The organism is Rhodopirellula sp. MGV (genome assembly GCF_002251265.1).
GTDB classification, from domain to species: Bacteria; Planctomycetota; Planctomycetia; order Pirellulales; family Pirellulaceae; genus Stieleria; species Stieleria baltica_A.
In genome coordinates this window covers 1-16,277 of sequence record NZ_NPDI01000008.1, presented here as the reverse complement: position 1 = coordinate 16,277, position 16,277 = coordinate 1, and the positions used below count along the sequence as shown (strand labels likewise).

General features: G+C 55.9%; 13 protein-coding genes. 6 read left to right on the top strand and 7 right to left on the bottom strand.

Translation table 11 applies throughout. The features are described 5' to 3' along the window. Positions 1 to 20: 20 nt before the first annotated feature. Positions 21 to 1,511, bottom strand: a complete 1,491-nt coding sequence (locus tag CGZ80_RS03770; protein WP_094411502.1) for a sulfatase family protein — start codon at positions 1,509 to 1,511, stop codon at positions 21 to 23. A gap of 210 nt (positions 1,512 to 1,721) precedes the next feature. Here CGZ80_RS03770 and frr point away from each other — a divergent pair, with 210 nt between their 5' ends. The 4 genes from frr to CGZ80_RS03750 all read left to right on the top strand — a co-directional run bounded on the left by frr (position 1,722) and on the right by CGZ80_RS03750 (position 5,366). Continuing rightward, complete coding sequence (gene frr, locus CGZ80_RS03765) at positions 1,722 to 2,282, top strand: ribosome recycling factor (protein ID WP_094411591.1); 561 nt, start codon at positions 1,722 to 1,724, stop codon at positions 2,280 to 2,282. A gap of 54 nt (positions 2,283 to 2,336) precedes the next feature. Next, positions 2,337 to 3,746: an SLC13 family permease gene (locus CGZ80_RS03760; RefSeq protein WP_198953625.1), complete on the top strand. Its 1,410-nt coding sequence runs from the start codon at positions 2,337 to 2,339 to the stop codon at positions 3,744 to 3,746. A 226-nt stretch (positions 3,747 to 3,972) separates the two neighbouring features. Beyond that, positions 3,973 to 4,734 carry a hypothetical protein gene (locus tag CGZ80_RS03755; protein ID WP_094411500.1) on the top strand — a complete coding sequence of 254 codons (762 nt, stop codon included), beginning with the start codon at positions 3,973 to 3,975 and terminating at the stop codon, positions 4,732 to 4,734. A 17-nt stretch (positions 4,735 to 4,751) separates the two neighbouring features. Further along, the gene (locus CGZ80_RS03750) at positions 4,752 to 5,366 is read left to right on the top strand and encodes a hypothetical protein (protein WP_143543731.1); all 615 of its coding nucleotides are present in this window, start codon (positions 4,752 to 4,754) and stop codon (positions 5,364 to 5,366) included. Between the two features lie 32 nt (positions 5,367 to 5,398). Here the strand turns inward: CGZ80_RS03750 and CGZ80_RS03745 are convergent, their stop codons facing one another. Further along, the gene (locus CGZ80_RS03745; protein ID WP_094411587.1) at positions 5,399 to 5,815 is read right to left on the bottom strand and encodes an OsmC family protein; all 417 of its coding nucleotides are present in this window, start codon (positions 5,813 to 5,815) and stop codon (positions 5,399 to 5,401) included. A 495-nt stretch (positions 5,816 to 6,310) separates the two neighbouring features. On the opposite strand from CGZ80_RS03745, the gene CGZ80_RS03740 reads away from it, so the two are divergent. After that, entirely contained in the window at positions 6,311 to 6,550 is a 240-nt protein-coding gene (locus tag CGZ80_RS03740) for a hypothetical protein (protein ID WP_233148216.1), read from the top strand. A gap of 78 nt (positions 6,551 to 6,628) precedes the next feature. Here the strand turns inward: CGZ80_RS03740 and CGZ80_RS03735 are convergent, their stop codons facing one another. The 5 genes from CGZ80_RS03735 to CGZ80_RS03715 form a co-directional block, all read right to left on the bottom strand. Beyond that, a complete protein-coding gene (locus tag CGZ80_RS03735; protein WP_143543730.1) occupies positions 6,629 to 10,000 on the bottom strand; it encodes an AsmA-like C-terminal region-containing protein in 3,372 nt (1,123 codons plus the stop codon). A gap of 169 nt (positions 10,001 to 10,169) precedes the next feature. Further along, entirely contained in the window at positions 10,170 to 11,771 is a 1,602-nt protein-coding gene (locus CGZ80_RS03730; RefSeq protein WP_233148215.1) for a hypothetical protein, read from the bottom strand. Continuing rightward, on the bottom strand, positions 11,771 to 12,742 hold the full coding sequence (locus tag CGZ80_RS03725; RefSeq protein WP_094411494.1) for a glycosyltransferase family 2 protein: 972 nt from the start codon (positions 12,740 to 12,742) through the stop codon (positions 11,771 to 11,773). The genes CGZ80_RS03730 and CGZ80_RS03725 overlap by 1 nt, the downstream gene beginning before the upstream one ends. Before the next feature lie 42 nt (positions 12,743 to 12,784). Continuing rightward, on the bottom strand, positions 12,785 to 14,173 hold the full coding sequence (locus CGZ80_RS03720) for a hypothetical protein (RefSeq protein WP_233148213.1): 1,389 nt from the start codon (positions 14,171 to 14,173) through the stop codon (positions 12,785 to 12,787). Between the two features lie 15 nt (positions 14,174 to 14,188). Further along, complete coding sequence (locus CGZ80_RS03715) at positions 14,189 to 14,974, bottom strand: penicillin-binding protein activator LpoB (RefSeq protein ID WP_143543729.1); 786 nt, start codon at positions 14,972 to 14,974, stop codon at positions 14,189 to 14,191. Positions 14,975 to 15,441: 467 nt separating this feature from the next. Here CGZ80_RS03715 and CGZ80_RS28460 point away from each other — a divergent pair, with 467 nt between their 5' ends. Then, positions 15,442 to 15,891 carry a hypothetical protein gene (locus CGZ80_RS28460; protein ID WP_233148211.1) on the top strand — a complete coding sequence of 150 codons (450 nt, stop codon included), beginning with the start codon at positions 15,442 to 15,444 and terminating at the stop codon, positions 15,889 to 15,891. The last annotated feature ends 386 nt before the right edge of the window (positions 15,892 to 16,277 follow it).

The window sequence follows — 16,277 nt, the reverse complement described above, 5'->3', positions numbered from 1 at the left end:
AAGATCGCAACAAAAACTGACTAGCGTGACCGCTCGGCATCGATGATCGCTGCGAGTTCTTCACGCAATGATGCGACGATCTTGGGATGCTCGTCGACCAGATTTTTGGTTTCTCCGAGGTCGTGATCGAGATTGTAAAGCTGGCCTTTGTAAGATTGATTGCGATTTCCGCGCGGGCCGCGATCGCTGAAACCGCCCGATCCGTCACCTTCGATTAACTTCCAAGGGCCGCGTCGGTAAGTCATCAGACCGCGACCGCTTTGCAAGGCAAGCGACTCACGTTTGGGACGATCAGAAGGCTTTCCGGTCAATTCGCTTAAGAAACTGAAACTGTCCGGACCGGCTGCGATGGCCTCGCTTTCAGACGTTGATTGGACGCAGTGATTTGATCCGACGAGTTCATCCATTGTCGCGACAAAGTCGACGAAGCTGACCGTCGCATCGCTACTGGAACCGGGCTTCACGACACCGGGCCAACGAACGACCATCGGCATCCGGTGTCCCGCTTCCCAAGCGTCTGCTTTCATACCTCGCAAACCGCCACAACTGTCGTGGCCGAACGCTCGAGTGTCTTTGTCGTACCAGACCGGCCCGTTGTCACTGGAAAAGATCACCAGCGTGTTTTCTTTCATGCCGGCGTCTTCGAGGGCGCCGAGCACTTTGCCGAACATGTCATCGACCATCGTCATGAAATCGCCGTACAAGCCCGCTTTGGATTGGCCTTCGTACTTTGGTAGCGGCAACCACGGTGTGTGTGGCGAGGGCAGGGCGAGGTACAACATCAAGGGTTGATCATTGCCTTGGTGTGACCGAATGATGTCACAGGCTTCGCTCGTGAACCGGGGTGTCACATCGACCAGATCCAGTTCGGGAGCGATCCCGCCGGCCCGCCAAAACGCACCTTGAATTTCATTCCACTGGCTACCGGTTTGCTGGCTGCCGGATTGGTTGGCTTCGATTGAATCGGTGGGCGGCGTGACCGCGTTCCGGTCGCGGATATAAAAATAAGGCGGGATATCCGTCGAGGCCCGGATGCCAAAAAACGAGTCGAAGCCGCGATCAACGGGTCCGCCAGGCAGGGGGCGATCGTAGCCATTTTCGTCAAAACCGACATGCCATTTCCCGACCATTGCAGTTCGGTATCCGGCATCGCGGAGCAGCGACGGTAACGTGACCTCACCTTCTTGAATCAATGCGTGCTTTGGCCACTGACCTACATTGATGCGGAACGGATATCGCCCCGTCATCAGGCCATAGCGTGACATATGACATAGGGGGCCTGAGGCGTGGGCATCGGTGAAACGCATTCCCTCGGCAGCCAAACGGTCGATGTTCGGCGTCGGGATTTTGCTTTTCGGATTGAAGCAACGGGGATCACCAAAGCCCATGTCGTCGACCAAAACGATCAAAATGTTTGGTAATTTTTCGGCAGCCCCCGCATCGGTGGAGCCGATGGAACTGAACGCTACGGCGATGAAGACGAGGAATGCAGAAAGCGAAGTTGAACGCATCGATCAATTTTTCTGGAAATAGCAGGCCTTGTTCGAAATCGCCCGGCACTGCGGGAAACATCCCCATGGGGCCGTTTAGAATCGAAGAATCTTGGCAGAATTGTACGCTGATCAGGCCAACCGCGTTTGCCCACCTTCAACCAAGTCTGGAAAAGACGCTAAACTTTTCGGTCCGATACTTTTACAACCACAAACCCAAGGATGCTCATCATGTCCGCCGAAGAAACTCTGATGGATGCCGAAGAACGAATGGAAAAGGCGATCGCCGTGCTGGGCAACCAGCTTTCCGGAATTCGAACCGGCCGTGCGACCCCGGGTTTGGTTGATTCATTGAAAGTCGAAGCGTACGGGTCTACCTCTCCGCTCAAGCAACTCGCTTCGATCGGTGTTCCCGAACCGCAACAGATCCTGATCCGCCCATACGACGCGGGTACGATCAAAGACATCGAAAAAGCCATCGTAGGTAGCGATCTGGGATTGAATCCCCAAAACGATGGACGCGTCATTCGCTTGAACGTGCCAGCTCTTTCGACCGACGTGCGAAAGAAGATGGTTTCACGAATCAAAGAACTCGCCGAAGATTCCAAGATCTCGATCCGCAACATTCGTCGTGATGCCAACAAGCACGCCGATCAGTTGGAAAAGGACAAAGAGATCTCCGAAGACGATCGCGACAAGTTGAAAGACGAGATCCAAGAACTGACCAAAAAGTACGAAGAGCAAGTCAACGAGTTGTCGAAAGCTCGCGAATCGGAAGTCATGGAAAGCTAGTTCGCTTTCGAATTTCACAATCGTTTCATCCCTTCTTGCAAGGTCAGCGGCAAGGTGACGGCGGATCCACCACAAGGCTCGAGAACGACGCGTATCAATGTGATCGCGGCAATCGCAGGGCCCCTCGGTGCTGCCGCCGTCGGAGCGATTGTGTCAAGCTATGGACACGATTCTGCGGTCGCGATCGCCGCAGCAGTCGTCGTCTGGTGCGCGATTTGGTGGATCACCGAGCCGGTCCCCATCGCGGTGACGTCCTTGCTTCCGCTGGCCATCTTTCCCGCCTCCGGTGTGCTCACATCGGCACAGATCGCTGGTGCTGTCGGACACCAATTGGTCTTGCTGTTCATGGGCGGGCTGATGTTGTCGATGGCGATGGAACGCAGCGGCGCCCATCGTCGTTTGGCCCTGGTGATGGTGCGGACCTTTGGGGGACGGAACGCCGACGGTGCCAATCCACGCCGCGTTGTTTTCGGATTCATGGCCGCCGCGGCAATCTTGAGCATGTGGATTTCGAACGGGGCGACAGCACTGATGATGCTGCCGATCGCATTGGCAGTGGTCGAACGCTCCAACAGTACAACGCTGGCGCCGTGCCTTCTGATGGGCATCGCCTTCGCGGCAAGCGTCGGTGGGACAGGAACACCGATCGGCACGCCACCTAACTTGATCTTCATCGACAACTATAAAAAGATCGGTGGTGCCGAACCTTCGTTTCTTCAATGGGCGGCGTGGACCTGGCCGATCATCGCGTTGATGTTACCGATCCAAGCGATCTGGCTCACACGACGCCTCTCCAGCAAAGAGCGTTTGTCGATGCCATCGGTCGGCGATTGGCGTCCCGAAGAACGACGGACGTTGATCGTGTTCGGCATCACAGCGCTACTGTGGGTCACGCGGACGGCGCCGTTCGGTGGCTGGAGTGAGCTTGTCAATCTTCCGCACGCCCATGACTCCAGCGTCGCCTTGTTCGCCGTCGTGGCCATGCACTTGATCCCCAACGGCAAAGGCGAAACTCTGCTGACCTGGAACGATTCGGTCCGCATTCCCTGGGGAATCCTGCTGCTCTGCGCCGGCGGATTTGCGATCGCGGAAGCTTTTCGCTCGACCGGAATCAGTCTGATGATCGGCAAGCAGCTTTCCGGACTAGGAGACCTACACCCGTTCTGGATTGTCGGCGTCGTCTGTCTGGCGGTTACGTTCTTGACCGAAGTAACGAGCAACACGGCGACCGCGAACTTGCTGTTGCCAATTCTTGCGTTGATTCCTGCGGAGGATCCCAAGTTAATCATGATCCCGGCGACAATCAGCGCCAGCTTTGCGTTCATGATGCCCGCCGCGACCTTCCCCAACGCGATCGTATTCGCGAGCGGCAGGATCCACGTCAAAGAGATGGTCCGAGAGGGCTTTGTGCTCAACCTGATTGGCGTCGTGATCGTCACCGCGATCTGCTTTCTGATTCTGTAGCGATTCAGCGCTCGATTGCAGAAAGCCACTTTGCAAGAAAGCTTGCCACCAAAAACCTTTGCGCAGGAACGCCAAACCACGCACCCGTCCTGCGTCATGACGAGTCGCAAGGCTATACTTTCGTCTGGCGTCGTACGCAGCAGTGAGCGACACGCTGGCCGGCGAACGCAATTTCTCATTTGGTTCACGACGGTTTTTCAACCTTCAAACGGGGTCCGCTTGAACAATGGTCACCGTAAAGCCCAACCTCGAATTTCAGATTCCCAACCCATTTTCGACAAGCTTTATCGCCCCCACACAGGTCCGATACCGCTTCAATCATGGGGTCAGTGGAACGAATCCACAGACCATCGACATGCACCTCGAAGGGCTTTTGGCGACGCTGAAAAAGACGCGTCGAGGCGTCATTTTGGGGCCACATGGAACAGGCAAGTCAACCTTGCTGCATACGTTCCTGCCAAAGTTGCAACAGTGCTATCCGATGGTTGCCTTTGACCAAATCAATAACGATCCGTCGGTCGGCTGGATCGGAAGGGTCAAAGAACGCCTGCGAGCGGGACAACGGATTCTAAAAGAATTAGCCGGACTTCCTCGTGACGGCCTGCTGATTGTCGATGGGTGGGAACAGCTCTACCGTGTCTCTCGGCTCCGGGCAATCAGGGCGGCTGCCGCGAAGAAGCTCACCCTATTGGCGACGTCGCACCAGCGGATGACCGGCTGGACGACGATCCATGAAACCAAAGCAACGCAAAAGATGGTGCAATCGCTCGCCGGTGACTTACTCGAAGACACCCCCTACGAACTCCGCAAGATGGTTGACAGTCACCTAAAGAAATGTAGGGTGACACCGAAAACAAACGTCCGCGATCTGTGGTTTGAGATGTACGATCTGATTGAGGACGCCCAAACCGATCCGGTCAATCAGACCACCCTGCCAAACTCCACAGCAACCGGCCCAAGCACTCGGTCTGACCGCTTGGCCCACTAACGGCGATGCCTCCCGCGATGCGACTCCCAGTCATTCTCGTTCAAAACCCGCCGGCTGCCGGACACGCCGTTGCTGATGCCTTGGTCGCGTCGCTGATCGGATTCCCCGGATTAGACCTAACACTGGTCGAACGCTTTGATTCGATATCCGTCGACTCGACCGATTGGATGACACTGTCCGCGATCACCGTTCCCGCGGCAGTGCTGGACTGGCGCCCGGCCGAAGAGTTGATGTCGGCACTCAACAGCATCGATTTTCCGGGCTATCGATGTGCCCACCGCCTGGATCCCGATCCGCCAACCTCGACGACACCCCATCGTCGACGGCTGTTCCTTTTCGACCTTAATCAACATCGCGATGCGACGAGCATCGTCGCAGAACTTGAGCGGCTGCGCGACTCACTCAGTGTGAAAACCGTTTCAATCGGCGGTTTGTCAGCACCGGGCTCGGCCACCAAAGCATCGACATCTTCAACGGTCGCTCCGACCGCAAATGCGGCGGCCGGAACCGAGCCCAATGCGGCGAATGCTACAGGTCACCGCAAAGCCATTTCGCCGATCAATTTGGGGCACGACCCCAGTGACGATTCACTGGACCAATTGCTCGACCAACTCGACGATCTGGACGTTTAGGGGCCCCCAGCCGCCCCCACTTAAGTCGATTCTCAAACGTATTCGAAGTCGATCGGCGAATCGATATCCGGGTGCAAACTCTGGTGCACCGGACAATGCCGTGCTGCGGTTTCCAGTCGAGTCCGCATTGCGGCGTCGGCGACACGCTCGGCAGGAATCGTCACCACGCATCGCAACGCACCGATGCGACGAACAGGCTTTTGGATCATCTCTTTGGTCACGCTGACCTTTGCACCGCTCAAGTCCAACTCGTGGCGTTCGCTGACCAGACCTAAAATCGTCAACACACAGGTCCCTAGTGCGGTTGCCACCAAGTCGGTTGGCGAAAACGACAAGCCCTGGCCGCCGTTATCAACCGGGGCATCCGTTACGAGCTGTTTACCACTCGGACCGTGGGTCGCTTCGCAGCCAAGTGTGCCGGTATAGACCGCTTGAATTTCAACTGCCACGGGCAATCTCCTCGTCGTTGGCAAGTTCAGTGTCGGCTCGATCGAATAGCCCTCCAGTACTGCGACCGGTTTGCATCGCAACCTCGCCATGGAAAGACCATTGTGAATTGTTCGGGCATCAAACCACAGATATCCGCTGCTCACAATCCACCACCACCAGCGGTGAGCAGATTTGCTGTCCGGAGACCCTTGCACTTGCAATCCGAAAAAGAGACGTCAATCGGAACGAAAAATGCTACTTGTAATAAATAACTGTTTTTTCTGGTGGATTTTTCGAGCATCTGATTAGCGTTAAGTGACGATTACGGTTGTGAACAACGCATTGCGCGTTTTTCGACATCCTGGAGTTTGGAGTCGCAATCCGTCTCGACGCTGCTGCCTGCTCCTGTTATCAATCCGCCCCAAGTTAGTCCCGTTTCTACAGAAACATCCGTTGGCCCGATTCGCTGAGCATTAGCGTCAGGAACTGAATCTCGCCAATTGGGAGAAAGGCCGATGGCTACCACGATCATGCGCGATGGGCGCACCGCCCAAACGATCAACCGAATTGATTCGGTGTTGTCGAATCACCGAGAGCTTGCCCCCTATCGAACGGGCCTCGACATCACACTGGAAGGGTCACGGATCGTCGTCCGTGGTCAATTGCCAACAGCGGCTCTACGACAAGCACTGGTCCCAGCGATTCGCCAAGCTGGCGTGCTCGGACAGGTGTGTAACTGCGTCGAAGTTGCTTAATCGCTGCACCGCGGTTGGCGTTCAGTGACAGGTGCCAGTAACACTTGTCAGTAGGAAGCCAACAGCGACTTGCTGCTGTTATTGAAGCATTCGCCCAACACCTGCGGTGCGGTCTTTGCGTTTGGGATCTCGTGGAGGGTTCATGCCCTCAAACAACTTCTCGAACCGCAAGCCGACGTTCTCGAGTGCTTTACGCTGAATGGTCGGATCGTTCGCCGGGCCGGTAACTTCAACCGTCCACAAGGTATAACGATCAGCCGCCAACGGTCGCAGGATTCGTGTGAACGTGTTGCGTGGTGAAACGCGTGTATTGAACGTCAGATCGATGTTTTTGCGCCGGTCCATCGTGCCACTACCGTGCAGTGCAATCAGACTTCCCCAAAGCTTCAGATTGTTGAACTCCACCTGATCTTCGATCAGCGTGTAGTCGATTTCCGCATTCGTGAACGCTGACTCTTCGTTCGGGGTGATCGATAGCACGTTCAACAACTGTACCAGTACGGGTAGCTGATAGAGGTTCGCATCTTCAATCGTCGCCTTTCCGCGACCTCGCAACAGGTCGCGTGTTCCTAACAGACCTTCCAATGTCATGTTGGCATCAAGGGTACCGGACAGTTCCTGTTCGGCTTGACCAATATCTGCCAAGACGACTGGCACCGACGCCCCAACGAGTGCCAATCGCACATTGAAGCTTGCATCGGACAGCGTCATCGTTCCATCAAGCCCGATCGATCCGTCAAATAGCTTTCCTTCGATTGGTCGTGCGCTCACGTCGCCTGATTGACGAACACCTAAACGCAGATGCTCGTCGCGGATTTGGAAGGGTCCTCGGATCTGAGTGATCTGCAAATCGTTGACATGCATCGAATCGACTCGGACTTCGCCCTGCGCCGAAATTCCTGTCGAGTCCTTGCGCCCACGGATATCGAGTTCCCCGCGGAGCGAGTGGACAGGCCCCACATCGCCAATCCGATTGCCTTCCAATTGAAGCTTCAAATCCCATCCGAACACCGGCTCCGGATGGGTCGCGTCCGACAACAAAGTCTCAGTCAATCCGCTTAGTCCGACAGGGCCACGCAGGTTCAACTCACGTACCGCGGCACGCATTTGTTCTGGCAATGCGGCCGCAAATTCAGCGTCCGGTACAAGCCGACTTCCGTTGTGCACATCCATCGCGAGCAACCACCTGCCATCAGCAATCCGCTTGCAACTTCCGTCTGCGGACACGCTCGATCCGCCATGTTCGGCATGCAGCGAATCGATATACACGCTGCCTTTGTCATACCGAACCATGCCCTGGGTGATGTCCAAACGATAGGGCAACGAACGCGGTTGTAACCGCAAGGTTTCGGCACCGATTTGGTTGTGATCGTACTGCCGCGCGACAACACTGAGGTCAAGCGGTGTGGAGTTGCCACCGCGATGGACATCGATCTTCAACTGATCGAGCATGCCACTGGGGGCCAGATGATCCCAAGCCTCTTGTGATGATTCTGGCAACGCCCGTCGCAACGCCTCATCGAGTGCGATGCTGATCGCATCGAAATGCAATTCCAACACGTTCCCGCCAGCGGGTGCAACCGAATCCAATGCAGCGCGGACTGGGGAAGTGTTGTCTGCAAGTTGGACATCTGGCGTCGAATCTGGAGTCTCCGGCATTCGGTAAACACCGTCACACTGGATCAAACCGCCGTTCGAGTTCGCACCTTGAAAATTGACCATCCGCACATGCTCGTCGACAACACGGATTTGACCGGTAACGTTGTGGAGCGGATACGGAAACAAATCGTAACGCAACGTACCGTCGCTAATTTTCAATTCAAAGTCGCGATGCTTGGTCCCATCGTCGTCCGTCCGAAGCGTCCCGCGAACCAAGTGGACTCCGCCCAACGGATTCAACGAACGAATGAAATGCTCGAGCTTCGAAGTCGATTCGCCTCGCGGTGTCAGCGCATTGAGCAGGTCATTGTTGATCGCAATTGGCCCATCCATCGCCGCGGAAAACACCTTGGGCGAATTCGGCAACGGCTTCATGGGGAAATCGAACAAGCACTGCATCAAACGTCCGCCAACCCGGCCACTCATCAACGAACTCTTCAAGCGTCCGTGTTCCGCAGTGACCGTGCCGCTCAATTGCCGCACCGGATAGGGGAACTTGTCGAAATTAACATCGACACCTTTGCAAAGGATCTCGGCTTCTGTTTCGACTTTGCCGTCTACCAAATCGAATCGGGCTCGCGGGATATCAACGACGCCGCTCGGTTCAAGTTTCTTCCAACCGTCTTTCAATTTTTCCGGAATCACGGCAGCGAAACGCTGGTCCAACACCAAGTCATAGACGGACACATTCATGCCGCCACGAAATTGTGCGATTCCCTGACGGTTAGGATCATTTTTAACTTCGCCGCCAAACACCATCCGAGCTTCGCCCCAATATCCCTGGCAAGCATCGAAACGAACCTCCGCTTGACCGTGTTCGTCGAGCGTGCCGGTGATCATCCCACGAATGCCTTGGACCGGCATCACCGATGTTGGATGCTGGAACGAACCCTCGTGAATCTTGCTCTGTGTTTTTAGCTTTGCGAGTTTCCCGCCTCGAATCCCCGCACTGATTTTCGTGTCAACATTCAGCTTTAGTCCCCGGGCGTGCTCAAGCTGTTGAACCTGATCACGCAGGACTGCGGGCAACTGATCGATCAAACCGCCTTCGATTCGTGCGCCGTTGATGTCACATGTCAGCGTACCGCTCGTCCCAACCATTGACATTTGCAATGCGAATCGATCGGCCAAACTTGACGATCCGATCGCTTGCAACACGGTCGAGCAAACGTCGCCCTCGGCTGCGATCGCCCCCGAGGCCGGATTGACCGCATGCTTCAGCATCACGGCTTTGGAAACATCCAACTGTATTGGACGACTACCTTCGATCTGTGTTTCCAGTGTCAATTGCGCGTTGCGAAGTTCCATTCTTGGACAGATCGCGTCGCTGAACTTTGGTGGTGGCCAAAGTCTCTCGAGTGAGAACTCATCATCGGATTCCATCCATGCGTGACCACGCAGCCCGCTGATCAACACGCGTTCGGTCATCAACGGATTTTGCTGCTCCAGCAATTTGCTGAAATCAGCTTTGGCAAATACGACGACACGATCGATGCGCAACAATTCTCGCGATGGGCCATTGGACAACCCAAGACGCTGGATTGCTTGTTCAATCGCCGGCATCGCCTCGGGGCGGTCGGGCGGAACCCCGAAGCGGACGTCTTCTAGAATCAATCCGATATTCGGTTCAACACGCCCATGACCGATCGTGACATCCAGCCCAGGGTATTGCTCACGCAACATTTTCTGAACGTGGCGGCGGACCTGATTGCCGACCGTCTGTGGGCCGATGAAACGCACCACAAACACAATGGCCGCGATTAGCAATACAGCGACCATCCATCGGGACATCTTTCCCGAGGGCGCAGGCTTAATCGTTTCGGCGTCCTTGCCGCTCACGCGAATACGTCACGTCCGTTTTGGATGACGAGAGGAGTGCGGAATGCTTGCGATCTTGCAATCACCCGCCGGCAACGAGCCACCGTTCATTGCCACCTGAGCCCGCATCTTAATTCCGACTTTAAGCCGCAATCCAGCCCAAAAAACGCCAGAACCGATACAACCAAGGGGACTGCCAAGGACCATTCAGTGCGGTCGAAACCGAAAAAACAGAAAGTGCTAGCAATACAACCGCGAAACGCCTTCCCCAAACTCTCTGGCCCAGCCAATTTGATGGCCCACTGCAAGCAAATAGCCAAAGCGGCGCGAACCAAAGCATCCAGCGAAAACAGACACTGACACCGCCATAATTTCGGTCGATCTCCGGTCGCATCACATAGAACGCCATGCAGACCAAACTGGCCGTTGCAATTGCTGCCAAAAGCAGGCGGTGGTCACGTCGGGCAACCACATCGCTTGATGACGCATGTAGGTTCGCAAACCCCAAACCCGCCAACCCAAGCGGCATCAGCAACCAAATCGGTGTCAACGAAAACAGACCGTAGTGCCCGATCGTCATGTTGACCAAGTAAACCAGTCGTGATGACTCGCCTCGATCGACGCCTTGTCGGCGTCCGTCTACCCAGTAGCTGCCGGGGTAGTCGTACCAATCATCCCAGTACCGAAGCTCGGAATCGCCGCCGGAATTCAATATCAAACCGTACTGGCGATGCTCGTCCACCAAGATCCGTTTGCGACCATCTTGTCGCGAGCCATAACGCTTGACCGATGAAGCAGCCGTTGCCATCCCATGCTCGATCAACAACTGCTTTGTTCCGGCAAGGTCTTGCTGCAACGATCCATCTGCTGTCGCAATCAGGCCCCCGTTCCCGCGGTGCGTGTATGGCGGGCGCAGACTATGGTGCGCCAGCCAGTTGGTTGCAAAGAACGCGATCGCGATCACCACCACACCGATCGTATATCCGATGACAGCTTCGCGTCGAACCAGCACAAACAGCGCGCCAAAGAAAACGGTCATCGAAAGCGCAGGCAGTTCGTTCGCGGCCAAGAAACCGCCGGCAAGGCCCGCCAACAGCCACCACAGAAACCCGAGCTTTTGATCAAGCGAACGGACAAACACGAAGAGCACGACAGCCACCGAAGCGGCAGCTGGCAAGTGGTTGTTCAATGAGATCGTGAACGGAACCATCATGGTTCCCAAGCAGGTCGCGGCCGCCAAAAAGCATTTCGCCCACCAGTGCGGCGTGACGCGATCGATCGCAGCAATTGTCGCAAGCAAGAAGATCGCCAAAGTCGGTACATTGACCAACCACAAAATGATGCGGCCAAGATAAAGCGGCTGATCGCTTAACCACATCCCCATTGTATTGGCGACGCAGTAGTAAACACCGGCATAGATCGTCGGCAACAGCGGCGGCTTGCTGCTGTAGTAATGAAGCTCGCCATCTTCACCGACATGCCGCACCAAATCGATTGTCGCCCAAGGCCTGCGGTTCATCTTCGAACCACGCCGAAAGATATAGTCATCGATTTCGTAGGTGCCGTATTCGACCAGCGACGCAATCGTGCACCAGCGTGATCGGTCGTTTGCACTCAAGAATGCCGTGTCGCCTTCGCGGCTGACCACGACCGCAATACGCCCCGTCGCGATCGCAAGCGTCGCCATGATCAACATGGCGTAGACACTGCGTACCCATTTCGATGATTCGTTGACGTCGCTCATCATGGCGACTCCGTTTCTTCGGCGATGCTGTAAGGTGACTTCGATTGTTCCGCCAACGAAACCACTAGCTCCGATAACAATCCGGCCAAGAACAATTGTGACCCCAGCAGCAACGCCGTGATGCAGTAATAGAACAACGGTGACTTGTGCAGGTGAAAATCATTCATCGATTCGATCTGCCAGGACAAAATCCGATGCCCTGACAGGTACACGATGCCTAGCCCGCCGGTGACAAAAAATAGCATGCCGATCGCACCAATAAAGTGGAACGGGCGTTTGCCGAACGTTGTCAGAAAGAAAATCGACAGGAGGTCCAAGAACCCTTTGGCAAGACGTGAGACGCCGTACTTGCTTTGACCAAATTCACGCGGGTGATGAACCACAGGCACTTCGCCGATACGCCAACCACGTGCCGCGGCAAGCACCGGTACAAATCGGTGGCGTTCGCCGTACAGTGTCACGTCTTTGGTAACCGCTTGGCGATAGGCTTTGAAACCGCAGTTATGGTCGTTCAGCTTGACACCGGTTAATCGGCTGACCAGCCAATTGAACACTTTGCTGGGCATCGTTTTATCGAGTGGGTCGTGACGTTTCTGCTTCCAGCCGCTAACAACGTCGTAGCCTTCGTTCAGCTTGTCGATGAACTTGGGAACCTCCACCGGGTCGTCTTGCAAATCGGCGTCCATGGTAAACACGACGTCCCCCCCGGCACGGGCGAAGCCTGCGGCCAGCGCAGCCGCTTTTCCAAAGTTGCGTCGAAATCGCATTCCACGCACATGCTTGTGCTGCCGTGACAACTCAGCAATTCTCGGCCACGTTTGATCCGTCGAACCGTCGTCGATTAACAAGATGTCATGACGCAGATTCAACGTGCCACAAACATCGTCGATCTTTTCGACGAGCGTCGCCACCGTCGCTTCTTCGTTCATCGTGGGGATCACAAAAGTCGCGGATCCCGGAAAGTCATTCATTAGATTTGTGCTGTCTCGCCAGAGCTTCGTTTTCGGCCCATCTTATCTTGGCGGACTAACCACGGAAACAATGGTTTCAGGGGCAAAGACAAACAGATAGGTGTTTCGGCCATCGACAACCGTAACCGACGCTTTACGTGGCGGTGCGAAGGGCATCCCGTTGCCGCCGAGTGCCGACAGATCCAATTGGTGTTCGCCGGAGGGCAATTCCGCCCGCAGCACTTGGAACTCGCGGGGGAGCATCGACCAGCATCGTGTGTCGGCATGCTCCGTCGCAGCCCAGGCATTGACGGCAGCGAACTGAAAAATCGAAGCCGCGTTCCCGTTCAAACCGATCGCTCCTGAAGCGGTCGAGACGCTCGCCTCTTTGATCGCACGCCTCGCAATCGCACGACCAATGATCCACGGCATCTCGGCATCCAATCGGTCGGTTGCCAACCCGGCGACATCCGTCAGCGGCTGGGTTGCTCCCAAGAAAACGCCATCGCCAATCCCAACACCGATCGCGGCAAGCGAACTCGGCGGCACGTAGACTTTCGGAACTTTGACTTCGGCGATTGTCGGCAACACGATCGTGTCATCGTCTTCCTCGCCGTCCTTTTTCTTTTGATTCAAACTCGCATGCCGGACCAATGTCGACGCGATTTGCAGGGACTGGGTCGTTGTCGGTGCGACAGACTCAACCAGCTGCGGGCCTTCGCCAACAAAGCCGATCACATACAGCACGCCGTGTCCCGGTCGGCTATGAACGCCTTCGCCGACCCGTTGGATGTCTTCCGCGGCAGGCAAAAAGCTCGGCTGAATCGAGCTGACCAGACGGAACGAACGCAGCGCATCGTCGTAGTTTTGATGAGTCGCTTCACGCAGTGTGCCGTGCAGATACGGTGCTAATGCGACGGAGAAGGTACCGGCAAGTTCGTCGGACTTCGCATCATCGGCCAACTCTCGGGAGCGGCTTTGGGCTTGCAAACAATACGCGCTGGCATCACCGCTGCCGGACGCCAGTGAGGTCAGAGCCAACATCGAACGCAGCAATACTTGTTCGTAACCGGCCAACTGAAAATCGCGTTTCGTGTCGTCAGTGGCTAGCGAAGCGGCATCATCCAAGCCGACTCCGCCAACCGAATCGAAGTGATCGCGAAGGTCTCGAAGCTGACTTTCGGCTTCGGCCGGGCGGCCTTGGGCAAGGTTGACGACTGCCAAATCGAGCTGGCTCGCGGAGCGTTGTTTGCGTTTGCCGTCTGCCAACTTTTCCAGCGCGGTCGCGGCAGACTGTAGGTCTCCGCCGCGATAGGCGGCGTGCGCATCGACGAGCTTTGGTCCTGTCGTGCGGCACCCCGCGGTCACCAGGACCAATCCCAGAATCCACCAGGCAACCGTTTGCAGAGACTGTCGCGGGGCGGAACGCGATCGAACGTTATCGCAGATCATCGGGCCAAGCGGCTATCAACCGTCCGCTTGGTCAAATGGGCCGTAATTCCACCATTTGCCGGCACGCGTCTTGGAGTAGCCTTTGCGGATTTTTGCAGACTCTTTCAAAAAGTCACCGGTGTGGACGTTGACCATTTCCAGGGTCAGCAAGTAATCACGCTGGCTGGTTTTATTGCGGTCGGTCGTTCCCGTCGTGATCGTGGCGAACAGCAAGTAATCGACTGGCGAGCCGCTGCGGCCCAACGTCGCAGTGAAGACGTCGCGGTTGGCAGGCAGGAATAGCGAATCGGGACGCAATCGGCATTCGCGAAGTGCGGTTTCGACCACGCGTCGGCTGATCGCGCGATAGGTCCCGTCGTTGATTTGACTGTCGATCTGTTCGTAGAGCTGGTCTTTGAAGTCGCCCAGTTCTTCGGCACTTTTGTTTTCGATGCCGACGAAGCAGATCGTCGCGGGGCCGCTGGATGCCAGAGCTGCGTTGATCGATTGCGGATCGAGCGACATTTCGTCTGACGCTTCGAACGCAACGGGCTGGACGTTGGTCGGGCAGCGCGAGAGCAATTGGGCAACAGACTGCTCAACCAGGGGATTCCAGGTGGCAGCTCCGGCGGCGTGGCTGCCCACCAGATCTTTGTCGTCGTTGGCTAGCAGGTGTCCGTATTGACGGCCGGCGCATCCGCCGATTGCTGTCAAAACCAGCGCAACCGCCAAGCCAGGGAAAAGACTGGCGAATTGTGATTTGACCGGCGATAAGAGCCGGGATTGGCAATCGGTACGTCGATCCATGACGGTTCCTTCCATGAAGTCTGCAAAAACATTCCGATTTTTGACCGTTGCGGCTTGGCCATGGACGTCCGAAACGCTTCCAATGGGCTGCAAAATCTCGTAACGAGCCGAATTTTCGCTTGGGTCTCTTGCCGGAACTGGCTTAGGTATCAAAATGTGCGTCCGTCGGACTAGGTTGATCTTCCTAATTGCGAGCCGGCGACCGAGCCAGCACGGATCGATTCCGGGGTCCACACATTGAGACTGTGTATCGGCTTGGCGACGCGTTTTTATCCACCTGTTGCTGCCGCAAACATCAACTGCTGGGATAACCCCGCAAACGTCTGCGACGACTGATCCATACTGATTTCATACGGCGGCCCGATGGCCGAGAACCACCAACCAAGGTGGTTTGTACAACTCAGACTCCGGTTCCACTCCGGCGACCGGCCACGGAAATTCGCCGCTTTCCCTCCCCATCTATTTGTATTTCCGGTTTTTTGATGAGTGTTGCTCTAGTCGATTCAGTGGCTAACCCAATCGCCCCCATCGCGGATATCGTCACCAGCCCGGGTGCTGCACCCAACTGGCGAACCGGTGGCGTGGTCGCCAATCCGAGTCTCGGGTCCGACATGGATGACGACGACGATGATGATGACGACGACATGGACGACGACGGAGATGGCTTCGACGACGACATGGGTGGCGAGGAAGTCGACGACGAATTCAACGACGGCTTGGACGACGACGACGACCTGGACGATTTCGACGACATCGACGAAGACGATTTCGATGATGATTTCGACGACGACTTCGAAGAAGAACTCAACGACGACTACGAAATCGAAATCGACGACGAAATCAGCGACGAATTCGGCCTCAGCACCAGCAAAGACGAAGAAGAAGAAGAAGACATCGAACTCGACGACTTCGAAGACTTCGACAGCGTTTAAGGTGTCAGGTACCTTTTTAGCAGTCTAGGCAAAATAGCTACTGCACGCTCCCCCGCGAGCCGCCGCATCTCGATCACCGCGTCTGCTCGCATTTGCCCCACGCAAAAACGTTCGACATTCTTCCCGCGGGGCTGCTTTCTCGACACCGACGGATGTGTGACGGTGAGCAAACGCTACAGCAGGCTAACTCCGTCGCCAGATCAGCTTGTTCCAACACACAAAACAGCAAGTTACCTAAAGCGCCCAAAAGGTACCTGACACAATACTGTTCGGCACGGAATTTGCGCAGTCACAATAGGGCAACCAGGGGCTTTGGGCGGAGTTGCGCGTCGAGCGATGACATGACATACTTTGTTGGTGAGACAACCACCTGACACCGCCGACGA

What these genes read in the sequence shown, in the direction of transcription:
- CGZ80_RS03755 (WP_094411500.1), top strand. Translation starts at nt 3,973, where the DNA reads ATGGTCACCGTAAAGCCCAACCTCGAATTTCAGATTCCCAACCCATTT.
- CGZ80_RS03770 (WP_094411502.1), bottom strand. Translation starts at nt 1,511, where the DNA reads ATGCGTTCAACTTCGCTTTCTGCATTCCTCGTCTTCATCGCCGTAGCG.
- CGZ80_RS03720 (WP_233148213.1), bottom strand. Translation starts at nt 14,173, where the DNA reads ATGATCTGCGATAACGTTCGATCGCGTTCCGCCCCGCGACAGTCTCTG.
- frr (WP_094411591.1), top strand. Translation starts at nt 1,722, where the DNA reads ATGTCCGCCGAAGAAACTCTGATGGATGCCGAAGAACGAATGGAAAAG.
- CGZ80_RS03730 (WP_233148215.1), bottom strand. Translation starts at nt 11,771, where the DNA reads ATGAGCGACGTCAACGAATCATCGAAATGGGTACGCAGTGTCTACGCC.
- CGZ80_RS28460 (WP_233148211.1), top strand. Translation starts at nt 15,442, where the DNA reads ATGAGTGTTGCTCTAGTCGATTCAGTGGCTAACCCAATCGCCCCCATC.
- CGZ80_RS03750 (WP_143543731.1), top strand. Translation starts at nt 4,752, where the DNA reads ATGCGACTCCCAGTCATTCTCGTTCAAAACCCGCCGGCTGCCGGACAC.
- CGZ80_RS03735 (WP_143543730.1), bottom strand. Translation starts at nt 10,000, where the DNA reads ATGTCCCGATGGATGGTCGCTGTATTGCTAATCGCGGCCATTGTGTTT.
- CGZ80_RS03740 (WP_233148216.1), top strand. Translation starts at nt 6,311, where the DNA reads ATGGCTACCACGATCATGCGCGATGGGCGCACCGCCCAAACGATCAAC.
- CGZ80_RS03725 (WP_094411494.1), bottom strand. Translation starts at nt 12,742, where the DNA reads ATGAATGACTTTCCGGGATCCGCGACTTTTGTGATCCCCACGATGAAC.
- CGZ80_RS03715 (WP_143543729.1), bottom strand. Translation starts at nt 14,974, where the DNA reads ATGGAAGGAACCGTCATGGATCGACGTACCGATTGCCAATCCCGGCTC.